Annotated in this window: 22 protein-coding genes, 1 pseudogene and 1 riboswitch; of the genes and pseudogenes, 16 read left to right on the top strand and 7 right to left on the bottom strand. The window is 51.4% G+C overall.

Going from position 1 to position 22,440, the window contains the following annotated elements; genetic code table 11:
* The first annotated feature begins 114 nt into the window (after positions 1 to 114).
* Positions 115 to 1,512 (top strand): hypothetical protein, encoded by a 1,398-nt coding sequence (locus QMG16_RS07590; protein WP_281792283.1) that lies wholly within the window; start codon positions 115 to 117, stop codon positions 1,510 to 1,512.
* 102 nt (positions 1,513 to 1,614) lie between these two features.
* Here QMG16_RS07590 and QMG16_RS07585 read toward each other — a convergent pair whose 3' ends face one another.
* Positions 1,615 to 1,962 carry a response regulator gene (locus QMG16_RS07585; RefSeq protein WP_281793371.1) on the bottom strand — a complete coding sequence of 116 codons (348 nt, stop codon included), beginning with the start codon at positions 1,960 to 1,962 and terminating at the stop codon, positions 1,615 to 1,617.
* 333 nt (positions 1,963 to 2,295) lie between these two features.
* Between QMG16_RS07585 and QMG16_RS07580 the strand changes: the two genes are divergently transcribed.
* Positions 2,296 to 3,393 carry a M42 family metallopeptidase gene (locus QMG16_RS07580; protein WP_281793370.1) on the top strand — a complete coding sequence of 366 codons (1,098 nt, stop codon included), beginning with the start codon at positions 2,296 to 2,298 and terminating at the stop codon, positions 3,391 to 3,393.
* Positions 3,394 to 3,443: 50 nt separating this feature from the next.
* Here the strand turns inward: QMG16_RS07580 and QMG16_RS07575 are convergent, their stop codons facing one another.
* Genes QMG16_RS07575 through QMG16_RS07565 form a run of 3 tightly spaced genes read right to left on the bottom strand, consistent with a single transcriptional unit; the run spans position 3,444 to position 6,046 of the window.
* Complete coding sequence (locus QMG16_RS07575) at positions 3,444 to 3,869, bottom strand: hypothetical protein (RefSeq protein ID WP_281793369.1); 426 nt, start codon at positions 3,867 to 3,869, stop codon at positions 3,444 to 3,446.
* A gap of 52 nt (positions 3,870 to 3,921) precedes the next feature.
* The gene (locus tag QMG16_RS07570) at positions 3,922 to 5,202 is read right to left on the bottom strand and encodes a radical SAM family protein (protein ID WP_281793368.1); all 1,281 of its coding nucleotides are present in this window, start codon (positions 5,200 to 5,202) and stop codon (positions 3,922 to 3,924) included.
* Positions 5,192 to 6,046, bottom strand: coding sequence for a polysaccharide deacetylase family protein (locus tag QMG16_RS07565; protein WP_281793367.1), 855 nt, complete (start codon positions 6,044 to 6,046; stop codon positions 5,192 to 5,194). Before QMG16_RS07565 ends, QMG16_RS07570 begins: the two co-directional genes overlap by 11 nt.
* Positions 6,047 to 6,471: 425 nt before the next feature.
* Here QMG16_RS07565 and QMG16_RS07560 point away from each other — a divergent pair, with 425 nt between their 5' ends.
* Positions 6,472 to 7,716 (top strand): THUMP domain-containing class I SAM-dependent RNA methyltransferase, encoded by a 1,245-nt coding sequence (locus QMG16_RS07560; protein ID WP_281793366.1) that lies wholly within the window; start codon positions 6,472 to 6,474, stop codon positions 7,714 to 7,716.
* 184 nt (positions 7,717 to 7,900) lie between these two features.
* On the opposite strand, the gene QMG16_RS07555 is transcribed toward QMG16_RS07560, so the two are convergent.
* The gene (locus QMG16_RS07555; protein WP_281793365.1) at positions 7,901 to 8,881 is read right to left on the bottom strand and encodes an aldo/keto reductase; all 981 of its coding nucleotides are present in this window, start codon (positions 8,879 to 8,881) and stop codon (positions 7,901 to 7,903) included.
* A gap of 291 nt (positions 8,882 to 9,172) precedes the next feature.
* Here QMG16_RS07555 and QMG16_RS07550 point away from each other — a divergent pair, with 291 nt between their 5' ends.
* Positions 9,173 to 9,838 (top strand): zinc-ribbon domain-containing protein, encoded by a 666-nt coding sequence (locus QMG16_RS07550; RefSeq protein WP_281793364.1) that lies wholly within the window; start codon positions 9,173 to 9,175, stop codon positions 9,836 to 9,838.
* A 23-nt stretch (positions 9,839 to 9,861) separates the two neighbouring features.
* Positions 9,862 to 10,158 carry a hypothetical protein gene (locus QMG16_RS07545; RefSeq protein WP_281793363.1) on the top strand — a complete coding sequence of 99 codons (297 nt, stop codon included), beginning with the start codon at positions 9,862 to 9,864 and terminating at the stop codon, positions 10,156 to 10,158.
* A gap of 17 nt (positions 10,159 to 10,175) precedes the next feature.
* Here QMG16_RS07545 and QMG16_RS07540 read toward each other — a convergent pair whose 3' ends face one another.
* On the bottom strand, positions 10,176 to 11,312 hold the full coding sequence (locus QMG16_RS07540; protein ID WP_281792982.1) for an IS630 family transposase: 1,137 nt from the start codon (positions 11,310 to 11,312) through the stop codon (positions 10,176 to 10,178).
* A gap of 334 nt (positions 11,313 to 11,646) precedes the next feature.
* Between QMG16_RS07540 and QMG16_RS07535 the strand changes: the two genes are divergently transcribed.
* Positions 11,647 to 12,165 carry a cob(I)yrinic acid a,c-diamide adenosyltransferase gene (locus QMG16_RS07535; RefSeq protein ID WP_281793362.1) on the top strand — a complete coding sequence of 173 codons (519 nt, stop codon included), beginning with the start codon at positions 11,647 to 11,649 and terminating at the stop codon, positions 12,163 to 12,165.
* Positions 12,166 to 12,293: 128 nt separating this feature from the next.
* Here the strand turns inward: QMG16_RS07535 and QMG16_RS07530 are convergent, their stop codons facing one another.
* Positions 12,294 to 12,641: a hypothetical protein gene (locus QMG16_RS07530; RefSeq protein ID WP_281793361.1), complete on the bottom strand. Its 348-nt coding sequence runs from the start codon at positions 12,639 to 12,641 to the stop codon at positions 12,294 to 12,296.
* A gap of 200 nt (positions 12,642 to 12,841) precedes the next feature.
* On the opposite strand from QMG16_RS07530, the pseudogene rpoZ reads away from it, so the two are divergent.
* The 10 genes and pseudogenes from rpoZ to QMG16_RS07480 all read left to right on the top strand — a co-directional run.
* Positions 12,842 to 13,132: pseudogene (rpoZ, locus tag QMG16_RS07525) on the top strand (DNA-directed RNA polymerase subunit omega); the annotation flags it as partial.
* A 241-nt stretch (positions 13,133 to 13,373) separates the two neighbouring features.
* Positions 13,374 to 13,619: a hypothetical protein gene (locus tag QMG16_RS07520; protein WP_281793359.1), complete on the top strand. Its 246-nt coding sequence runs from the start codon at positions 13,374 to 13,376 to the stop codon at positions 13,617 to 13,619.
* Between the two features lie 403 nt (positions 13,620 to 14,022).
* Positions 14,023 to 15,183, top strand: coding sequence for a molecular chaperone DnaJ (dnaJ, locus tag QMG16_RS07515; RefSeq protein WP_281793358.1), 1,161 nt, complete (start codon positions 14,023 to 14,025; stop codon positions 15,181 to 15,183).
* A gap of 27 nt (positions 15,184 to 15,210) precedes the next feature.
* Complete coding sequence (locus QMG16_RS07510) at positions 15,211 to 15,432, top strand: hypothetical protein (protein ID WP_281793357.1); 222 nt, start codon at positions 15,211 to 15,213, stop codon at positions 15,430 to 15,432.
* A gap of 62 nt (positions 15,433 to 15,494) precedes the next feature.
* Positions 15,495 to 16,445 carry an ABC transporter ATP-binding protein gene (locus QMG16_RS07505; protein ID WP_281793356.1) on the top strand — a complete coding sequence of 317 codons (951 nt, stop codon included), beginning with the start codon at positions 15,495 to 15,497 and terminating at the stop codon, positions 16,443 to 16,445.
* Complete coding sequence (locus QMG16_RS07500; RefSeq protein ID WP_281793355.1) at positions 16,442 to 17,212, top strand: ABC transporter permease subunit; 771 nt, start codon at positions 16,442 to 16,444, stop codon at positions 17,210 to 17,212. The genes QMG16_RS07505 and QMG16_RS07500 overlap by 4 nt, the downstream gene beginning before the upstream one ends.
* A gap of 134 nt (positions 17,213 to 17,346) precedes the next feature.
* Complete coding sequence (locus tag QMG16_RS07495) at positions 17,347 to 18,792, top strand: GldG family protein (RefSeq protein ID WP_281793354.1); 1,446 nt, start codon at positions 17,347 to 17,349, stop codon at positions 18,790 to 18,792.
* On the top strand, positions 18,789 to 20,156 hold the full coding sequence (locus QMG16_RS07490) for a DUF4340 domain-containing protein (RefSeq protein WP_281793353.1): 1,368 nt from the start codon (positions 18,789 to 18,791) through the stop codon (positions 20,154 to 20,156). Before QMG16_RS07495 ends, QMG16_RS07490 begins: the two co-directional genes overlap by 4 nt.
* Positions 20,157 to 20,710: 554 nt before the next feature.
* Positions 20,711 to 20,805, top strand: a riboswitch (TPP riboswitch).
* Between the two features lie 59 nt (positions 20,806 to 20,864).
* Entirely contained in the window at positions 20,865 to 21,677 is an 813-nt protein-coding gene (locus QMG16_RS07485) for a HesA/MoeB/ThiF family protein (protein WP_281793352.1), read from the top strand.
* Entirely contained in the window at positions 21,670 to 22,440 is a 771-nt protein-coding gene (locus QMG16_RS07480; protein ID WP_373878725.1) for a thiazole synthase, read from the top strand. Before QMG16_RS07485 ends, QMG16_RS07480 begins: the two co-directional genes overlap by 8 nt.

The following is a 22,440-nucleotide window of genomic DNA, read 5'->3' as shown; positions in this document are numbered from 1 at the left end:
TTTTCTTCGCACAGTAAATCGGGATAAAATCAAAAAACGAGAGGGCTTCCTCTCAAGAGAGAAAATAATTTCTTCACGCTCAACTGGAGTTCCCGTTGGGTGAAGGAGGCCGCATTGAAAAACAATCTCATTTTTGATTTCCGAACCATGAATCCTACCACGGACAGCGCTGAGCAGGAGCAGGAAGCTCTGATCGGAATTCTCATCAAGACGGTGGAGCATTTCTTCGGTGGTTTCCAGAAGATTTTTGGAGGCGCATCCGATCCGAGAGACCAGAGGAAGATCAACTACCCTCTTGCATCTCTTTGCTTTGCAGGAGTTCTCATGTTCTTGCTGAGACTCGGAGCCAGAAGACAGGTCACATACCAACTCCGAAAGAATGAGCCCTCCAGGGAAAAGTTCGAGATCCTTTTCGGTGTCGACTCCTTTCCCCATGGTGATACCCTTAATGATCTCTACCTCAGGCTCTCTCCGCAAGAGGCTCAAGAGGCCGTTACCGGGATGGCCGAAACCCTCATCAGAAAGAAGGTGCTCTCTCGCTGGAGACTTCGGGGCATCTACTATGTTGTGGCTGTCGATGGGACGGGGACCATTTCCTTCGACAAGAGACATTGCCCGTACTGTCTCACCCGGACTCACGGAACCAAGACGATCTACTACCACGAGGTGCTCGAGGCAAAGCTCGTGACCCCAAACGGATTCGCCTTCTCCCTTATGACGGAATTCATCGAGAACCCCGGGGAGAATCCCGGCAAACAGGACTGTGAGCTCAAGGCTTTCTACCGGCTTGCACAAAGGCTCAAAGAAAGATTCCCCCGGCTTCCCCTGTGCATCAGCCTCGATAGCCTCTTTGCCGGCGGCCCCACCTTTGACCTGTGCAACCGATACGGCTGGAAGTTCTTGATCGTTCACAAGGATAACCTCCCCTCCGTTGAGCAACAGTTCGAGGCCCTCCAGAGATTCCATCCTGAGTGTCACCTCGAGTACCGGACAGGCAAAGAAGCCAGAATTCACCAGCAATACCGGTGGGTAAACAATATTCCCTATATCGATACTGAAAACAGAGAGCACTCCCTTTGCGTTCTCCGGTGCCTTGAGACCAAACCGGATAAGACAGGGCAGATCAGGACCACTCGATTCCAGTGGGTTACCAATTTCAAAATCAGTCAGGCAAGCGCCATCGAAATAGCCAACGATGGAGGAAGGAGCAGATGGATCATTGAAAACGAGGGCTTCAATGTCCAAAAAAACGGGGGATTTGAACTGGAACATGTTTACAGCAACAATGATGTCGCCTGCAAGATCTTCTACCTTCTCTTGCAGATCGCCTGCACTCTTTTTCAGCTCATCCAAAGAGGCAGTCTCTTTCGGAGAGCTTTCCCCACGGGAGTGGGATCGGCCAAAAACATCGCGTTCAGACTTCTCGAAGCTTGGCGCAACCTCAGGCTCGCTCGGGACTTCCTCGATAGAGTCCGGGCACAGCCATTCCAAATACGATTTGACACTTCCTGAAGGATGTCCATGTTCCAGGCTCTGATCCCCCATACATCTATAAATCTTTATAAACAGCACCAGAATGAGTGCACATGGGATAGCTGTATCTTCAACCTGGGATCAACTGCATTGAACGCCATGGGAGCACTTTTGAGCTGTGGTTAGATCTACTGGATCTTCACTGCTGATCCTTTTCACATATTCGCTTCCGGAATGTATGGAGAATGCAATCACCTTGATTCCGGGGTTTTCCGTGATCATTTTACGGGTTGCAGTGATGCCGTCCATCTGTGGCATGCTGATGTCCATGAGCACGACATCCGGTTTATGGTGCATGGCCAGCTCCAATGCCTCCTGGCCATTTTCCGCTTCACCGACGACGCATATACCGGAACAGTCTTCCAGTATGACTCGCAAAAGGTTTCGCAGCATTTTGTGGTCATCGACCAAAAGGATCCTTGCATTCATGGCGCTTGCCTCGATTCACCCGCCTGGAAAAGCGGGAAAAATATGACGAGCCTTTTGGATTTGAGTTTATCCCTCCAAAGGGAGGCTTGATATGACGCCGGCACAATTCAATGTGATGGAGGTTCTTGGGACCTTAATCTGATTGAATTAAAACACATTAACATTTGATTGTGAAGAAAATATGAAGGAATTAAATGAGGATTTCAAGAGCGACTCACTCCCTAAGGCAAAGAGATACAAATCAATAGGGAAAGCGGGAAACGCTCTTGAAAAGCAATGTGATCACGAGCGATGAGCTACAAACCATGAGCCTTTTTTCATAAAGGAGGAGGAATGGAAGTTCAAAAAAGAAAGGCAACGGCTCTGCAGCTTTTGAAGAAACTGGGTGAGGCTCACGGCGCTCCCGGCTGTGAGAATGCAGTGCGCCGCATTTTCCGCCAGGAACTGGATGGATCGGTACGGACGGATAAGTCCGGCAATATCATCCAGGAAAAGGAGGGTCTCAAGGTAAATCCCCGCATCATGCTGACGGCGCACATGGATGAAGTCGGCTTTGCGGTTCAGAGCATCACCAAGGCTGGAATGATCAAGATGGTTCCCCTGGGAGGGTGGTGGACTCATACGCTTCTGGCTCAGCGTGTGCGTATTTTGACTCAGGAAGGGAGAGAAGTGCTCGGAGTCGTGGGGGCCAAACCTCCTCATTTTCTGAGCGAAGCCGAACGCGAGAAAGTGATGAAGCTGGATGACATGTTTGTGGATGTGGGAGCATTGAATGCCGAAGACGTTCGTGATCGCTTCGGCATTTCTCCCGGGGATGTCGTCGTCCCGGAAAGCCCTTTCACTCCCATGCACAATCCGGATTTTCTTTTGTGCAAGGCCTTCGACAACCGTGCGGGGATGGCGCTCACCATCCAGGCCATGCAAATGCTCAAAAAAATCGCTCACCCCAACACCATACTGGCGGTCGGTACGGTGCAGGAAGAGGTGGGGGTGCGGGGAGCCCGGACAGCCGCCTTTGGAGTGAATCCCGATGCAGCCATTGTGCTGGAAGGAACTCCAGCCGATGATTTGCCGGGGTTTTCCGATGAAGAGCGACAGGGCCAGCTGGGAAAAGGGGTGCAGATCCGGATCATGGATCCCTCTGCCATCATGAACCGCCGGTTTGTGCAATTTGCCGTCCAGGTTGCGGAAACCAACAAGGTGCGCTATCAATTGGCAGTGCGCAAGAGCGGCGGCACCGATGCCCGCGTCATTCATCTCAACGGGACCGGGGTTCCGACGATTGTTCTGGGAGTGCCGGCCCGCTACATTCACACTCATAACGCGGTCATTCACATGGAAGACTATTTGAGCGCCCTCGAACTGGTCCTGCAGCTTGCTGAGAGCCTCGATGCCGCCACAGTGGAGAGCTTCACCGCATTCAACGACTGAGGGGCATGGATTGCTGCGGTTTCTCACCGGTGGAAAAGGGGAAAATCCCCCTACTTGTAGTAAAGAGAACTGCTCAAGGCAAGTCCCGTTCCGACGGCTGCATAGATCACGGCGAGAAAGATGCGTGGCGTGTGCAAATGGCGCAGAGTGTAGCCGAAAGACATCATTATGATGACCAAGAGATAGCTTTTCCATGCCTGAAAGGCGAAAAAACAGACATTTTCGGATTTTTTCAAGATGCGGGCGATGTTTTTCTTTGCAATGCGGCTGAACCCGAAACGGTAAACGGCGATACCGCCCCCGAAACCGAGAAGCACACCGATTCCATTCAGGGGCCATTCAAGATGTGCCAGCCAGTAGCAGGCCATGATGCAAAGAACCATTCCGACTGCCGACCAGAAGAGGCCGGCGGTGAGCAAAAGCCAGTGACGGGAAACGGTTGGTTTGCATTTTTTCCAGAAAGCTGACTTGACCAAATGTCGTTTTCCTTTCCTCGCTCCTTCGCAAGCGGCGAAGAGGGATTGATCTCTATGTTTCGTTCAGGCAGGGGTTGAAGTATCCCAGGCGCAGCTCCGGGAAGCGATCTTTCAACCTCTTCATCAGTGGACGAATGCCCAAAGGTTCCTCGTCCCGGGGGATCTTCAGGTGTCGCAGGTACCATTCCGGGTCTATATTGAGATTGCGCATCTGTATGAGATCCAGGCGGGTTTCTTCGATGAAGCGGCACAGGGAATCGAATTCGGGCCGGCTGTCCGTAAACCCCGGGAGAACGAAATAGTTGATGGACGCAAAGCGTCCATAATCCTTAACCGTTTTCAGGGACTGCTTGATGTCCTCGAAGGTGTAGCCCCGGGGGTTGAAATAGGCCTGGTAGTATTGGGGTTGAGAGCTGTTCATGCTCACGCGGATGCTGTCCAGGCCGGCTTCGCATAGTTTTTCGACACGTTGAGGGAGACTTCCGTTGGTATTGAGATTGATCGTGCCTCGAGGAGTTTCCTGGCGCATCATGCGGACAGCCTGGGCGAGGGTTTCGGCCTGGAGCAGCGGTTCTCCCTCACACCCCTGCCCGAAGCTCACGACGGCCCTGGGGGCATCTTTCAAATGCGGAACGGCGACACCGCAGATTTCATCGGGAGTCGGCACAAAGGTGATGCGGTCCTGGTTGGCGCAGAGATCTTCCCGTTCCTGAAAGCTGATACACCCGAGGCACCTGGCGTTGCAGACGGGTGAAGTGGGGAGGGGAGCCTCCCAGCGGTCCATAAAAAGATTTCGCGCCGCGGGGCAGCCGTACGTTATAGCGCATTTCCCCAAGTGCTGAATGAGACGGTTGCGTTTTTCCCGGTTCATTCGGCGGCGCGCATTGCGTTCGATGGTTTTGGGATTGAAATTGCGCAGATCCTGGCGGGGGTCCGGGTCCACCCGAATTCCGGTCGCTACGAATCGCCCGTTCAGCCAACCCACGGCCGTGTAGGCAAAAAGGGGAAGCAAGGGGGCTCCCGGCAGGGTTTTGTAGGCAGCTGAATAAGTCTGGGTGTGGGCGGGAGCCATGAAAGCGGCTACGGCCTGCACCTTTTGGGAAGGGTTGACGGGGTCGTGGGACAGGATTTCAAACCGTTTTGTCTCGGGGTTGAAACCCACGGGAAGACGGGCTGGAAGAAGAAAAAGTTCGCTGCCGAGAGGGAGTGGAATCCAGTCGCCGGGTTGCAGACGCCGCCAGAGGTCTGCGCTTGCCCCCACCATTTCCAGATGGGGGCAATCGAGAATATTTCCCGCCTCATCCGCATAGAGTAACAATGGCCTATTCTTCATTCGGATTTGCTGCCAGCTCCTTGAAATCCAGAAAATGTGCTTTGCTATGATTCTTCAATAGATGGAGCAGCTCCTCCAAGAATTCAAAAGCAAAAGAAGTCATACGTTGGTGGTGAATCATGATCCCGATCCGCTCCCGTTTTCCCAAAAGGACGGTGATTTCTTCCAACAGCGTTTTGAAATCAGAGATACCGTCTTTAGCCTTTCTTGTATGGAGGTCGAGCTGAATCCTCAGATTCTTCAGGCCTTCCGTATTCTTGTATCCTCTTGGAAAGGGGCCGGTCATGGAAACCGCTTTGAAATTCAATTCATGAAGAATTTTGATGGTTGCATTGGAAAGCCTGTTCCATGGTGGAGTGAAAACTTCGGCCAGTCGGTCTCCGAAGATCTCCTGCATTTTCCGACACCCCTGCGAAATGTCGCGCATTTGTTTTTCGAAGGGGCGTTGTTCGCCAAATTCGGAATTCTTTCCCGAACGCTCCCAATTGACATGGCGCCAGCCGTGTTGGTGCCAACCCCAGAGCGGCTCATCCAGAGGGGCCGCATCGAAAAGCTGTTTTTTGCGGATACTGCTGATCCAGGCTGGAACGACCGCCATAGCCAGAGGGACTTCATAGCGGCGGAACAAACGACACAAGACTTCGAATGGCTGGCCTCCTGCGCCGATGTCATCAGCCCGGAAAAATATCTTGGGCATTTGATTCCCGCCCCCCTCTTGGATGGCTGCAGCCAGATGATCTCGCCAACCATGGGGAGGGTCCTGCCAAAGGGCGGCAAAATGGCGGGGACGGTAATTTTCGGGCAAACCAAGGCCGTTTGATTTCTTGCTTGGACCAGTGTTCAAAATATGGCGCTCCTTGGATTTTGACTATCCAGATCCATTCATCAGGAGGGATTCACTTTCGACCCTGTATGAAAACGACAAGAAGACAAGAAAAAGAACCATCGAAAATCTCGAGAATATAAAGATTATAAGAAGGCTCCATTTTCGTCAAGTGAGTCGATGGAAAATGACGGGCGAAGTGAATAGAATGGCCTTTCGAATCAACTCCCATGACCGGAACGGTCACAACGAAAAATGAAAAAGGCAAAGAGATGCAAGCCAATATGGAAAGCGGGAAACGCTCTTGAAAAGCGATGTTATCATGAGCCATGAGCTATGAACCATGAGCCTTTTTCATATAAAAGTGAAATGATCAATCACTGCGGGTATAAATATATTTTTTCCCATTCGATAAGACAAAAGGAATTTGAAGAAAGGAAAAGTGCGTGTCGGGTAAATCGGGTAAAATTGAAAAGGAACTTGAGGAAAGCAAGGCCTACCTACGTCATGTGAAGCGCTACGTCCAGGTCCCGGTGCATCGGTTCGCGGCGGTGACTCCCCCGGAACTTTCTCTTCTGTGCAAGGGGGAGCTCTCAGCCCTGGGAATGCCTGACCTGGCAATAACGGAAGCCGGCGTAGAGTTTTCAGGGGATCTCAGTGCTTGTTATCTCAGCAACTTATGGCTAAGGACGGCCAGTCGCATTCTTTGTCGTCTTCCTGCGTTTCGTGCGGGCGCCGCGGAAGAGTTGTTTCATAAGGTTTGCGGCGTACCCTGGGAGTTGTGGCTGAATAGGACTCTTCCCCTTCATGTTGAGGCTTTTGTGGAGCATTCACGCATTGAACATGAAGGGGTGGTGGCCGATACTGTAGTGGCAGCTGTGCGGAAGCGGTTCATGTTGCAAAAGATGGAGCCGCCGGGCCGATGGAAATCCGATCAAGATTCCACCGCCGAACCCGCATCTCTCGAGCCCCTTAAACAGAGAATGCTCATCCACCTGAAAAAGAATCAATGTCGAATCAGTCTCGATACGACGGGGGCCCATCTGCATCAGAGAGGCTATCGCAGGCGGCATATGGGAGCTCCTCTCCGTGAGACCCTTGCGGCGGGCATTATCATGCGTTCGGGGTGGCGTGGGGATTCGCCGTTGGTGGACGGAATGTGCGGATCCGGGACCTTCGCCATCGAAGCTGCTCTGATGGGAAGACATCTGCCTCCAGGGTTGTCACGGCCGTTTCTCTTTGAAAAATGGCCGGCATTTCAGGAAAAGACCTGGGGTTACCTTTGCCGTAAGGCGAGGGAAAACGCTCTTCCCCATTCCCCCGTTCCCATCGTGGGGATAGATCATGACTGTGAGGCCATTGCGGTTTCTCGGGAAAATGCTTTCGAAGCCGGGGTGGGAGAGGACATTCGATGGATAAACGAGGATTTTTTTCAATTCCACCCCCGCGATCTCGGGCTGAAGCCGGGCTTGCTGCTCCTCAACCCCCCCTATGGGTTGCGGTTGGAAGGGGGGGGCAAGGAACTCTATGCCCCTCTCGCCATCCACTTGCGCCGTGCTTTTGCCGGGTGGCACGTAGCGATACTGGTTCCCGACCGTTCCCTTGCAGTGATCATGGGACTGCCCTCCATGCGATTTTGGACGATCAAGCACGGAGGCCTTTCCGTCATGGTGGGCATGACCCGCTTATGAAAGTGATGCGGCCGAAGGATGGCGAGGGGGAATCGCACCCCTGGTCCGAAGGCCCGAAAGGGCCTTCCCTCAAAGCGCCGGCAAAAGACGTCCCATCCCCCATTTACCATCAGCTATGAGCTATGAGCTATGAGCTATGAGCTATCAGCTATGAGCTATCAGCTATGAGCCACGAACCATCCATTCAGCGCGGTGCCATGAATTGAGGACCCACGGGCGTTTTGATATGTTTCTCCAAAATTTCATCGACCTTGCGGATATCTTCCTCGGTGATCCTCCAGTCTGAGACCCCTGCGTTGTCTTCCACCTGCCGGGGAGTTCTTGCACCGGCTATGACCGTCGTGAGCCCCGGCTGTTGAATGGCCCACCGTAAGGCGAACTGGGCCACCGTTTTGTCATATTTGGCGGCGAGTTTCTTTAACGCATCGACGGCCTTCAGATATTGCTTGAAACGGTCAGGCTTGAATTTGGGATCGAAACGGCGCAGGTCCCCCTTGGCGAATTGTTCGTCACCCGTGAATTTGCCTGTGAGCAACCCGCGGCACAATCCCCCATAGCCCAGTGTGGCGATGCCGTTTTCCATACAGAAAGGAAGAAGCTCCTTTTCCGCCTCACGTTCGAAAATATTGTAGGGGGGTTGCAGGCTGTGCACCGGTCCCGCCTGCAGGCAGGCCGATATCTGTTCTTTGCTGAAGTTGCTGAGGCCGATGTAGCGGATCTTGCCTGATTCCTGAAGCTTTTGCAGTGCCTGCATCGTTGCTTCGAAAGGGGTTTGAGTGTCAGGCCAGTGGACCTGATAAAGGTCGATGCAGTCCACTCCCAGCCGTTTGAGGCTCTGGTCGACTTCATATTGAATCCTCTGAGGGCTGGAATTCCTTCGAACATTTTCTTTCTCATCCCATTCCAACCCGCATTTGGTGGCGATCACGATGTCACCGCGGTTTCCCCATTCCTTCAATGCCTGTCCGATGACTTTTTCGGATTTCCCAAAGCCGTAGACCGGCGCCGTATCGATAAAGTTGAACCCCAGCTCCAGAGCTCGATGGATGGTTTTGATGGATTCCTTATCATCAGCCCCTCCCCATAACCACCCCCCTGTAACCCAAGTACCCAAAACAACAATGGAAACCTCAAGATCGGTTTGTCCGAAACGAACCTTTTCCATTTTTGCAACACCTCCTCATTTCAATTGGGAAAGTCCTTGCCTCTTTTGATACCTCAGAAATGGGCGGGAAGACAAAAAAGGGACCAACGGCATGTAACGACTCTTTCCTCTCTTTCCGCCCGAGTTTGAAGTTTTCATGAATCTAGGAGGATTTCTTTAAACATACAAGGCAAAATGACCGAAGAGGGGAAAGGTTCTAAATTTTGAATTGTCAAAAGGCATTTATAGCCTGTATTGTAAAAAGATGAAGATTTTGCTTTTTGGACCTGTTTGGGTGGAGCGAGGTGAAAAGTGAGGTTTCAATGCCCAGGATGCCAGGCAGGGTTTTCGTTGCCCGATGAAAAAATCCCAGAGGGGAAGATGCTGAGGGTTTTGTGTCCCAGGTGCAAAACTCCCATTGAAATCAAAGAAAAGGGCGTAACTCAGACCGATGGGGAATCCTGTGGAAAAGCCGACCCCCCTTCCAGGCAAGGAAATGTGAATCCGGAGGCTGGTTCGGACAGTGTCCTCCACCTCGATATGGCGGAAGAAGGGGTGAATACTTGTCTTCTCTGCGTTTCTGAGCCTTCCAGGCTTGAAAAGCTGGAGGGCATCCTGCAAGAAATGGATTTCCGTGTATTTCGCGGTTCGAACGTCGCTTCTGCCGTCAGTAAGATCCATCATAATTCCTATACCTTGATTCTGCTCGATGAAAGCTTTGATGGAGGGACACCCGACCATAATCTCGTGCTCGGGCATCTCCAACTTTTGCCCATGGACATGCGAAGACAACTCTTTGTGTGTCTCCTCAGTGAGAACCACCCGACTTTGGATCAACTGGCGGCCTTCGGCATGGGTGTGGATATGATCCTGAACCCAAGAGAACTCGAAAAGGCGGGAATCATTCTGAACCGCTCTTTGAAAGAGCATTTTGCCCTGTATCGAATCTATAAGGAAGAACTCTACAAAAGGGGCTGACCCTGTTAAGGAAATATTTCGGTATGGTCCTTGGCCTCTCTCGACAAAAAAGGAAACCCAGGCATTTGCGATTGCGCGTGGAGAGTTGCGTCAATACGATTTTGGATTTGAATGAACGCCTGGGGGATGGGAAGATCAAGCGGGAGATTGTTGAACAATTCAAGACGCTTAAGGAATCCATTCGGGACATGACGGATGAGTCGGTGGACGAAAGGGACATCGACAGGATCGAAGAGGCGACCAATCGACTCCTTGAAGAGATTCGCATCTCCCATGGGGATGATTGGTCGGATTTTTCCCAGGAAGGTTTCACGCACTAAGTACCCCAACGCGCTAATTACGCGGCCATTTGCACGGATTTTGGAGCGAACTTGGCCACGAGCTTTGTTTTCGTATAGGTCCACTTTATGGGTTTTGGATGTCTGTTGAGCTCATCAAAGTAACCCATAAGCATTTGTGAAAGCTCCTTTTTGTCGTTGAAGTCGTTGGGAGTGAGTACATCCCTTGTAACCTTACTGAAGATGATCTCAACCTGATCGAGCCAACTGGCATATGTGGGAAGCCAGTAGATACGAACATTAAAAGAAAGGTTGAGAGAAGCAATCCATTTGCCCAGTTGTTTGGGTGCATGCGTAGAGCCATTGTCCAGAATGAGATCAATAACCTTGAATCCCTTGACAATGGCTGAAGAAAAGAAACTCAGAAGAAAGGTTTTGAACTCCGCGAAGCGCTTGCGAGCGAAGGTACGGGCGAAGGTGATTCCATTGGCGACGATAAGAGCACAAAACAGCTGTAATGCTCCCATCCGTTTGTATCGGGATGCCACGTGAACGGGGTGTTCGGCTATGGCGGGTTTGGTCTCGTGAAGAGGTCTTCTTGCTTGAATGGAGGTCTTCTCATCGATACAAACGGAAGCTTCACCCTGCTGGAACAACTGGGGAGCGTTCTCATAGAGATCCAGGACTGGAGACGCTTTCTCAACGAATTTTGGATCAGGAGATTTTTGCCATAGATGATATTGCCAGGGTTTGATCTTGTCCTGTTTCAGCCAAAGACGAATAGTGCTCGGGGCAATGTGGCTGACGATTCCTTTTTCTTTGGCGACTTGACAAAGCTTCTCTCCAGACCAGCGTTGCCATGGCTTGCCATGATCACACGGTTTCGAACAGGCCAACAAGGTGATCTGAGCCCTCACGGCAGAAGGATGCTTTCTTGGGGCTCCGGGTCGGGGGTGGTTTTTGAGGCTACCTTCATTGACCCATCTGTTGCGGAACTTCTTAACGGTGGATGGCCTGCATCCGACTTCATCAGCGATCTGCCGGATGCTCCATTCCGGGTGCTCATGCGATAGGAGGAGGATACGAGCCCTTACAACCTCCGCATAGGGTTTTGTGTAGCTCACTCTCAGATGTTTCAATACTTTCCGTTTCTCTGGAGGAATGTAGATGCAGTATTTGTGTTGAGGTCCAGGCATGGTTGTACTCCTCTCCTGTTTGTTGCCTTCTTATTTAATTTTAACATGCCTGGAGCCTCTTAGGGTTGAACAAATCTGGTTGCGTAATTATCGCGCTGGAGTACTAAGAACCTATCCGGAACCCCCCTGTGGACTTTGCGACACCCCCCTTCAATTCCCCCCTCGAGGGGGGACCAAGGGGGACCGCTGCCGAGGTAGGTTTTTGGATAGGCTCTTAGTTGGATCGGCAGCAGCTTTATCATCTGAGTTCCTTTCATTTCCTGGATGGTTTCTGAATAACCTTGGAAATGAATGTCAATGATGGCGAAATTCAAGAAGAGAAGGGAGCGAGAACTTGGGTATTTTCACTTTTTCTAAAAGGGGAGATGAGGGGGAAACGAGTCTGCTCACGGGTGTGAGGGTATCGAAAGCGAGCTTGCGCCCTGAAACCTACGGGACTCTGGATGAAGCCAGTTCCGCCCTGGGGCTGGCCAAGGTCTTCACGAAGAATGAAACCATCCAGTCCATGATTCTTGCCGTTCAGCAAGACCTGCTGCTCCTGGGAGCACAACTTTCCTGTGATGACGCGATGAAAAACGATTACAACATCGGGACGGAAGCCACTCAAAGATTGGAGGATTGGATTCAGAAACTGCAGGAAGAAGTCCCGTTGCCACGCAAGTTTATTTTTCCTGGAACCAACGCAGCGAGTGCTGCACTGGACCTGGCGCGAACCATTGTTCGGCGGTCGGAACGCCGCGCGGTGGAAATGAGGGAGGCTGGATTGCTGGACAGTCCTGAAGTCCATGCCTACTTGAACCGCCTGGCGGATTTTCTTTTCACTCTGGCGCGGTATGCTGAACAAAAAGGTTAGGAAGTCTAAGGCCTTCCAGCAATTCTCATTTTGAAAAACCTACACCTCCCTGTCCCCCTCTCGAGGGGGAAATTTTTAAGATAAAATCCTCCTTTGAATTAGATAGGGGGATGTCGGAAATGCCGATATCATGAGAGCCATCCAAAATGATAATTGGTCAGATTTTCAATTTGCCATTGCCATTGTATGTGAAGATGGTTTATAAAACCCAGTCCGATTCTCGAAGCCGGGAGCCATAACGGCGACCTTGTTTGAATTGAAGCAGATGGGATTTCCCATCTGTTTTTTTGCGATGGATATTCTGCACGGATAAGATTTTGATCGTCATGCAGGAGCAGCGTCCACACCGTGCCTGCAAAAGTGCAATTAACTCCCATGACCGGAACGGTCACAACGAAAAATGAAAAAGGCAAAGAGATGCAAGCCAATATGGAAAGCGGGAAACGCTCTTGGAAAGCGATGTGATCATGAGCCATGAGCTATGAGCCTTTTTTCATATAAACCGTTGTGAGCATATCCGAAGGGTGTTTGCCGGTCAAACACTGCAAAAAAATGATCCTATCGGGGATTGCTTTTGAAATGCCTTGTCGAGGGGGGTGCACATCTCTTTGCCAGGGCTTATTTTGTGAATGTGAAGGATTGATGGAAGGTTTCATTCGATAGAGGAGGAGCCGGAATGGCCCGAGTGACTGTTGAAGATTGTTTGAAAAATGTTGAAAGCCGCTTTCATTTGGTGCATCTGGCGGTGCGAAGAGTTTTGCAGTTGCGAAGCGGAAATGCTCCTCTGGTGAAGGCTCCAAAGAATAAGGAAGTAGTAGTGGCTTTGCGCGAGATTGCTGCGGGAAAAGTAACAGTGGAAAACATTCGCCAGTTTGAAGAAGTGAAGCCGCTTCCCGAGGCGCTTGCAGCGGAGAAAGAGGAAGTGACCCGCACGGAAGTGAAGGAGATCATGGACGCGCAGGCGGAGTTGGGTGCTTCTTTGGAATACGATGATTCTGCGGATTTTGAAGATCTCGATGAAACAGAACAGAGTGAAGATTGAGAGCTGCTTTGTGTTGAGCCGGCAGAAAAATTGATAAAAGGTTGGGACGGATTTAATGGCTGAGAGGGATATTTTAGGCTGTCTGGAGAAAAGGGATCTTTTAAACCAGAATGCTGTTTCTGTTGAAAATTTGTTGTTTTGGGGGAAACGGTATGAGGAAGCCGGGTTGCTGAGCGATGCGGTGGATTTTTATGAAAAGGCCAAGGCAACCGATGCTCTCAACCGGCTCTTGGAAAATGCAAAAGAGGAAGGGGATTTTTTCCTTTTCAACCGGCTCAGCCGTATTTTGAATTTTGAAGGCACTTCGGATGATTGGATGTATCTGGCGCGGCAGGCGGAAAAGGCCGGGAAGTTTACTTTTGCGGCTCAGGCTGCTCTCCGTGCAGATTCCAGGGATGCACCGGAAAAATAGAATCCTGCCACCTCAAGGGGGGTGGGAATAGTGGATGGGCCTTCATCTTGATGGTTGATGAGATTCTGAGTACCTGGCCAGAAATTATTCAACATTCCTGGTAGTTGAAGGTTACGTCGTTCCGGCAAGCTTTTAGCCGGAATCCAACCACACGGTACATTCTCCGCATACCGGCTTTCGCCGCTATGACGGTTTGAAAGTATTGATGAATTTCTGTCCAGATACTTGGTAAAAGGCCGCAGGGTTTGCTGGAAAGTCAAAAGGGTTAGAAGAACCATAGGCTCGCGATCATCCCTCCAGGCTTGACAATGCTCTGGTGCATGTTTATGAGTGGCCTGCCGGATGCTTTCTGTTTTTATCATTTTATAGATGCTGAGATAATGACAAGAGGGATGTAAGTGTAATGGGGAAAAGAGATTATTACGAAGTCTTAGGTGTGTCTCGACAAGCCGGCGAAGACGAGATCAAGAAATCTTACCGAAAGCTGGCACTCAAGTACCACCCTGACCGGAATCCCGGTGATAAAGAGGCCGAAGAAAAGTTCAAAGAGGCGGCTGAAGCCTATGAAGTGTTGAGGGACCAGCAAAAGAGGCAAATTTATGACGCTTATGGTCATGAAGGGCTTAGAGGTTCCGGGTTCAGTGGTTTCAGCGGTGGCTTTGAAGATATTTTCTCCAGCTTTGGAGATATCTTTCAAGATTTCTTTTCCTTCAACCTTGGGGGACAATCTCGCCCCCGCACGGCAGCCCGGCCGGGCGACGATCTCCTCTATGAACTGAAACTGACATTCGAAGAGGCGGTTTTCGGTACCGAAAAGGAAGTCCGCATCAATATTCTTGGGACTTGCGAAGCCTGCAATGGCACTGGAGCCGAACCGGGGACCAAGGAAGCGGTTTGCCCCATGTGCAAGGGAAGTGGCCAAGTTGTACAGAACCAGGGGTTTTTCCGCATCAGCACGGCTTGCGCCCGTTGCCAGGGTACCGGAAAAATTCTGACTTCTCCCTGCAAAGTGTGTGAGGGGCAAGGAAGGGTGAGGCGGGAAAAGCTGGTTCATGTAAAAGTCCCCGCCGGCGTGGATTCCGGGACCCGATTGCGTTTGCGAGGCGAAGGGGAGGGGGGCTACCGGGGAGGTGCTCCAGGGGATCTCTATGTGCGGCTCGAGGTGGAACCCCATGAATTTTATGAAAGGGATGGAGACAACCTTTTTGGAAAAGTCCCCATTTCTTTTGTGCAGGCAATTCTTGGAGATGAGATAACGGTTCCTGTCTTGGGAGGTGAAGAAAAAAACATCAAGATTGAAGCCGGTACTCAACCGGGAGCCGTATTGCGCTTCCCGGGAGAAGGGGTAAGGCGTTTGCGCGGCTACGGCAAAGGGGATCTGTACCTTGAAGTGGAGGTGAAGATTCCCACGGAAATCACACCGAGGCAGGAAGAATTGCTGAGGGAATTTGCGGACCTTGAGAAGGAAAAGGGAGAGAGCAAGGTTAAAAAGTGGTTGTGGCACGGCCGCAAGGAACGCAAGAAAAACACTGCGGCGGGCGCCACCCGTGAAGCGCATTCCTGAAATCATTTGAGATGAGAACGACAGGGGGTGAGTGAATTGTTGCGAACAGTGGCTTCCGGGCAGTATGGGGATTTCAAGGCTTCGGAACTTTACTGCCCTCACTGCAAGAGAGCTATGCCTGTAAGGAGTCGTCTTCTACTGGTTCTGCCCGATGGAGAACTGCATGAATATCTCTGTAGGCGGTGCGCGACTTCATTGGGCACCAAAACGGTTCGCGAGAACCGGCAGGTGACTCTTTATACCTCTTGATAAACCTCAAAGAAATACATCTGTAGCAAATCCAACAGAAAATAAATTCAAGGATGGGAAGTATGATTGAAGCGGAAGGACTGAGCAAGTTCTATGGTTCTCTGCCGGCCATACGTGATGTGAGCTTTCAGGTCAAACAGGGTGAAGTGGTCGGCTTTCTCGGGCCCAATGGAGCGGGTAAATCCACGACGATTCGTATTCTGACCTGTTTTATGCCGCCTACGGCGGGTGTGGCACGTATAGACGGTCTGGACTGCCTGGAGCAGTCTCTGGAGGTGCGAAGAAAGGTTGGGTATCTTCCGGAAAATGTACCTCTTTACCTGGATCTGTCCGTGAGGCGGTTTCTCAGGTTTGCGGCCGGAGCAAAAGGGGTCGAAGCGAAGAGGATGGAAAGTGAAATTCGGAGGGTGATCGGCATCTGCGGTCTGGAAAAGGTGGCCCACCGGATCATCGGCCATTTGTCCAAAGGCTACAAACAGAGGGTGGGATTGGCGCAAGCCCTCCTGAACAATCCATCGGTCTTGATTCTGGATGAACCGAGTATCGGCCTCGATCCGACTCAGATCATAGAAATCCGGCGCCTTATCCGTGAATTGCGGGAAGAGCACACCATTTTATTGAGCAGCCACATCCTTCCTGAAGTGGCGCAGATCTGTCAGCGGGTGTTGATCATCAATAAAGGACAGATCGTGGCGACCGACAGTCCCGCCGCTCTCACCAGTCAACTTCAGAAGTCTTCCCATGTCTCTTTAGAGATAAAAGGAGAACCCTCGGGGGTCATCGCTTCTTTGGAAGCGCTGGAAGGTGTGCAGAAGGTGAGCCGAGACAGCGTAAACGGCGGACGCCTTGTGGTGGAAACGGACCGCGCCAGAGATTTACGGCCCGAAATAGCCCGCGTTGTGGTGGACCAGGGGGCCGATCTGCTGGAGCTCAAGATGGTCGATCTCAGTCTGGAAGATATTTTCATGCAATTAGTGACTGAAGAGTCGTCACGGGAGGAAATGCAATCATGAAAGGTTTCGTGTCTGTTTATCGCAAGGAACTCTACAGTCTCTTTGCATCTCCCATTTTTTATGTCGTGGCATTCACGTTCCTGCTCATCAGCGGATATTTTTTTTATAGCAATGTCGCCTACTTCAACTTGCTCAGTTTTCAGGCGAGTCAGAATCCCATGATGGCAAGCCAGCTCAATCTGGCGGAGATGGTCCTGCGTCCCTTTTTCCTCAACGTGAGTGTCGTGCTGCTCCTGATTTCACCTCTTTTGACCATGCGCCTTTACGCAGAAGAGCGCAAAACGGGGACACTCGAACTCCTCTTCACCTACCCCGTTACCGACGGCTCCACAGTTCTGGCGAAATTTGCAGCGGTGACGACCGCCTTTGTCGCCATTCTGGCGGGAACACTCCCCGGAATAATGCTGCTCGGCTATATCTCCAATCCCAACTGGAAAGCTGTATTTAGCTGTTATATCGGCATATTCCTCTTGGGAGGCGCTTTTCTCGCCTTGGGGACCTTCACTTCCTCCCTCACTCAAAATCAGATCATTGCCGCCGTTCTTTCCTTCGGTGCTCTGCTCATGTTCTGGGTGATCGGTTGGATCAAGTCTCTTGTCAATCCATCGATGGCCGTAATCATCGAATACCTGTCCGTAACCAATCATTTCGACAGCTTCACCAAAGGCGTATTGGATTCGCGGGACTTCCTCTATTACCTGCTTTTTGTGCTGTTTTTTCTATTCCTCACCTTGAGGCAGATGGAATCCTATCGCTGGAGAGGGTAAAGAAAACAGGGGCTTGAGTGCAGGAGACACAGCGGGGAGCCTTGAAAGGGAGTGGTCCTCGAATTCCGGCCCCCCAGGAGGCGGCCGAGTCCCGCAAAACTCAACCCTTTTTGAATAGAGAGGTGAAATGAATCATGCCGGATAAGAAAAAACGAAACCGAATCTGGAGCTATGGTTCCAATTCGGTGGTTTCGACACTCTTCTTTTTGGGGATTCTGGTTTTTATTGCACTCATTGCGGAAGAGCATCCATGGCGCGTGGATCTTACGGAATCGGGGCGATACACCTTGGCGGAACAAACACGAAACATCCTGAAAACTCTGGATCAACCAGTTGAAATCAAGGCGTTTTTCCCAACATCATCGCCTCAGGAAATGCAGGCCAGAGAGCTTCTGGAGACCTACCGGTACTTCAATAAAAAAATCAGCTATGAGTTCATCGACCCGGACCGGCAGCCGGATGTAGCCCGGCGTTATGAAATTCGCAATTACGGAACACTGGTGCTGGAAGGGTACGGGAAAAAACAATCCATCCAGAACATCGACGAAGAGAACCTGACCAATGCTTTCCTCAAGCTGACCACGAAAGAGCAGAAAAAGATTTACTTCCTCACAGGCCATGGGGAACATTCTTCGCAGTTGGAAGACAAGAACGGCTATGCCCATGCCCGGTCTGCTCTTGAAAAAGACAATTATGTGGTGGCCGATCTGAATCTCATGCAAAAGAATGAAGTCCCCCGGGACGCAGCCATGGTCATTATCGGGGGACCGGAAAAACCTGTTTTCCCGGAAGAAGTGAAGCGTCTCAACACATACTTGAACGAGGGGGGAAAGGTTTTCGTGCTCCTGGATCCATACCGGGACGGGGGGCTGAGGGACTTTCTCAAAGCTCACGGAATCGAGCTGAAAGACGATATCATCGTCGATGAATCGGTGGGGATCTTCGGCGGCAACTACCTCATGCCGCTGGCTGCCAAGTATGGTCACCACAAAATCACGCAGAATTTCAATATCGCCACCTTTTATCCAGAGGCCCGTTCGGTGAGGATCATGAACCCGCTTCCCAAGGGGGTCGAGGTAGAGGCTCTGGCGTCAACATCGCAGGATGCCTGGGCGGAAACAAACCTGAAGCTTCTCGAGGAGCAGCACAAGGTCGGATTTGATGAGAAGGAAGATCTGTCCGGACCGGTGCCCCTGGCGGTGGCGGCTGAAATTGATCCTCGGGAATTCAATGCGGAGGGGGCCGGGGGATCTTCGGCTGGGGACCGGGAAGAAAAGAAGAATGATGATACAGGCAAGGGAGCTGCAAAGGGTTATCTGCTCGTAAGCGGCGATTCGGATTTTGTGGCCAACTCTTATTTCGGGCTTTCAGGCAATGCGGATCTTTTCTTGAATATGGTCAATTTTCTGGCCGGAGATGAAAACCTCATCACAATCGAGCGCAAGGAAAGCCAGGGGCGTCCTCTCCTGCTGACGCAGAATCAATTCTATCTGCTGGTATGGATGGTCCTTGTGGTTGTTCCGTTGATTGTCATCCTGTCCGGCCTGGTCGTTTACCGTGTTCGGAGGTCGCAGCGATGAGATGGCGTAAATCAATCATCTATCTTGTCGTTTTATTGTTGGTGGGCGGCTATTTCTATTATTTTGAAGTCGTCAAGAAGAAAGAAAAGGAGGCCGGGGAGAAAGAAGCCAGGAAAATTTTCCATATTCAGCCGGCTGATGTTCATTCCCTGGAGATCGACGCCAAAGGCCGTCCCAGTGTCAAATTGACCAAAGAAGGGCAATGGAAGATCCTGGAGCCTGTCCAGACGGATGTGGATGGTCTGGCTGTGGAAAGCCTCCTGGAAACCATCGCCGGCCTCGAAAGGGAAAGGAAGGTCGCGGAGAAGCCCGAAGACCTGAAGCCCTATGGCCTGGAGGAACCTTTTCTCAAGGTACGTTTTAAAACCGGGGAGCATTGGTCGGAGATATGGCTTGGAGATAAGAATCCTTCCCAGGACGGCTATTATGCCAGGGTCGATGGACAGCCGGATCTGTTCCTCGTGAGCGAGCAAAACGGAGGGGAACTGAACAAAAGCGCCAATGATCTCAGGAAAAAGAACCTGTTTGCTTTCAAGCCGGAGGATGTGCTGAAGGTTCGGGTGACATGGAACGATGGGAATTCCATCTATGTGGAGCGGGAGTCGGACGGGAGGAGTTGGACCGATCCGGATCGGAAGGATCTCAGGATCAAGCCGGGCAAGGTTCAGAACATGCTGGACCAGATCAGTTGGCTGCGGGCTGAGGATTTTCTGGAAAATGAGCGCACTCGTTTGGAGAGCCACGGTCTGGAGCCCCCAAGGGTGAAGGTCGACCTGCAATTGAAGGAAGATAAACCGGTGGAGTTGCTCCTGAGTGATGTCTTGGAAAAGAATAAGGAATTCGTGGCTGCAGTGAGTTCTCAGCTCGCCGGCGTCGTGGAGGCTCCATCTTCGATTCTCGAAGAGCTTCCCAGGGATCTTCATGCATTGGAAGACCGTTCGCTTCTGGGGTTCCGAAGGGACGAAGTCACCCGCCTTCAATGGCAACTTGGGGAAGTCCGGGGGGATGTGGTTTCTGAGGAGAAGGACAAATGGGCTTTCAAGGAAGGTGACAACCGTCTGAAGACGCTCAAGGAGCCGTGGCGCGTTCAGGGCATCCTGTGGGAGTTGGCCGATGATGAGTACCTGGAAAAGGTCGAGCCCGTCCCCCCCCTGCCTGAAAAAACCTATGGAAAGGTTTCCTTATGGGACAAGGATACAAAAAGGGTCACTTTGAGCTGGCAGAAGATCGAAAAGGAGCATGCCGATTCCGTACTGGTTTGGGTTGAGAGGGATGGGACCCTTGAAGCGGTGAAAATGAAGTCTCCCAAAATATCCACGTTGGAAAAGGATCTTGAACAGCTTGCACCCAAGCCGGAGGGATAGCTCATGAAATGGGGCGGGAGGCTTCCCTTTTGATGGAATTCGCATTTTGAAAAATCTGTAACACCCCCCTGCCCCCCCCTCGACAATAATGTTGTTGACTTAAATACCTGGACAAAAATTTCTTAACATTTTTACATCGTCATACCGGCGAAAGCCGGTATCCAGAAAATGTGCCGTGTGGCTGGATTCCGGCTAAAAGCATGCCGGAATGACGTAATATAACCACCAAAAATGTCAAATAACTTCTGATCAGGTACTTAAGCTCCGATCGTCATTCCGGCGAAAGCATGAATTCAGGAAAATCAATACCTTATGGACTCAGGTTTTCACCGGGGTACATTAAGTCAACAACATTGCCCCCCTTGAGGGGGATGTCGGAAATGCCGATATCATAGATGCATCCAAAACGAGAATTGCTATTCCTTTGGAAAAGCGGGTTGAAAATCCCTCTGTCATGTGGCATAGTAATTTTAATCTCAAGAGAGATTCGAAGAGGAAATGAACTGAGGCTTTGGTTTCATCTTCTTCGATGAGTCTTTTATAAAGACAATTTAAGCAGCCGTTAGGGGTGCTCGGAATTCCGGGCTGAGAAAAACCCTTTAAACCTGATCTGGGTAATGCCAGCGTAGGGAAATGGTTGTGGGTAAGGAAGTTATTCTGAGCTCACTTTTTTGGACCGTTTCCCGTATGGGGAAACGGTCTTTTTTTATGTCGAAAGCAAAGAATGGATTGAGTGAGTCTCAAAGGGAGATGTACCGGCGAAATATCCTCCTGAAAGAGATTGGAGAAGCCGGGCAGCTCAAGCTCCTCCAGAGCCGGGTGCTGGTCATCGGGGCAGGGGGGCTGGGAAGTCCTGCCCTCTTTTATCTTGCAGCATGCGGTGTGGGCGAGATTGGAATTGTGGATGGCGACCGGGTGGAGCGGTCGAACCTCCAGAGGCAGATCCTGCACGGGCACGCAGATCTGGGGAAGGAAAAAACCCTGTCGGCCCTGGAGACTCTCAGCCGCCTGCGAGATGACCTGCGCATCGAACTCTACCCCTTTTGCATTTCCGAGGCGAACATCGACACAATCATTGCCCCCTACGACTTTGTCATTGAAGCTACAGACAACTTCGAATCCAAGTTTCTCATCAACGATGCCTGTGTGAATCAAGGGAAAGCATTTTCCCATGCTGGAATTCTGGAGACGTACGGACAGACCATGACCATCGTTCCCGGCGGCGGTCCCTGTTTTCGATGTGTTTTTGAAGACGTTCCACCGCCTGACGCCGTCAAGGCAGCTCATGAGGCCGGAGTATTGGGGAGCCTTCCAGGTGTGCTGGGTACGATCCAGGCGACGGAAGCCATCAAATACCTTTTGGGGCGCGGCCGTCTCCTGGTGGGCAGGATGCTCACCTGGGATGCGTTTTCCATGGTTTTTAGAGAAGTGAAACTTCCCGGGGATAAACGGTGCCGGGTATGTGAAATGGAACATCAGATGCGTAATTCAACTCAGAAAGGTGGTAAAAATGATGGATAAACCTTTGACCATCGCGGGCCGAACCTTCGGCTCACGACTTTTGATGGGAACAGGGAAGTTTTCCTCGCCCGAGGTCATGAAAAAAGCAATAGACGCTTCGGGTGCCGAAGTGGTGACGGTTGCCTTGAGGCGGGTGGAACTGGACAATCCGCAGGACAATATTTTGAGCGCCATCGATTCCAGCCGTTTCCTTCTCCTTCCCAACACCTCAGGGGCCAGGGATGCCGACGAGGCCGTGAGGTTGGCGCGACTTGCGCGGGCGGCGGGATGTGACCCCTGGATCAAACTGGAGGTAACCCCCGATCCCCATTATCTGCTTCCTGACCCGGTGGAAACCCTCAAGGCTGCAGAAATCCTGGTGAAGGAAGGTTTCGTCGTTCTTCCCTACATCAATGCCGATCCAATACTTGCCAAACGGCTGGAAGAGGTCGGGACGGCCACCATCATGCCTCTTGGTTCCCCCATCGGTTCCAACCGAGGGATCAGAACGAGGGATTCCATTGAGATCATTATAGAAAAGGCAACGGTTCCTGTTGTGGTGGATGCCGGTCTCGGAGCCCCATCTCACGTGGCGGAAGCCATGGAAATGGGGGCGGATGCCGTGCTCGTCAATACGGCTATAGCTGTGGCGAGGGATCCGGAAAGCATGGCGCGCGCTTTCAAAAAGGGAGTCGAGGCGGGGCGTGAAGCCTACCTTGCAGGTTTGGGACGATCCGGCAGGAAGGCCGAGGCCTCCAGTCCATTGACGGGTTTCTTGAGGTGA

Origin of the sequence: Desulforhabdus amnigena (genome assembly GCF_027925305.1) — a bacterium.
Taxonomy (GTDB): Bacteria; Desulfobacterota; Syntrophobacteria; order Syntrophobacterales; family Syntrophobacteraceae; genus Desulforhabdus; species Desulforhabdus amnigena.
Note: the sequence above shows the minus strand (reverse complement) of the source record. Positions and strands in the feature narration are given on the sequence as shown.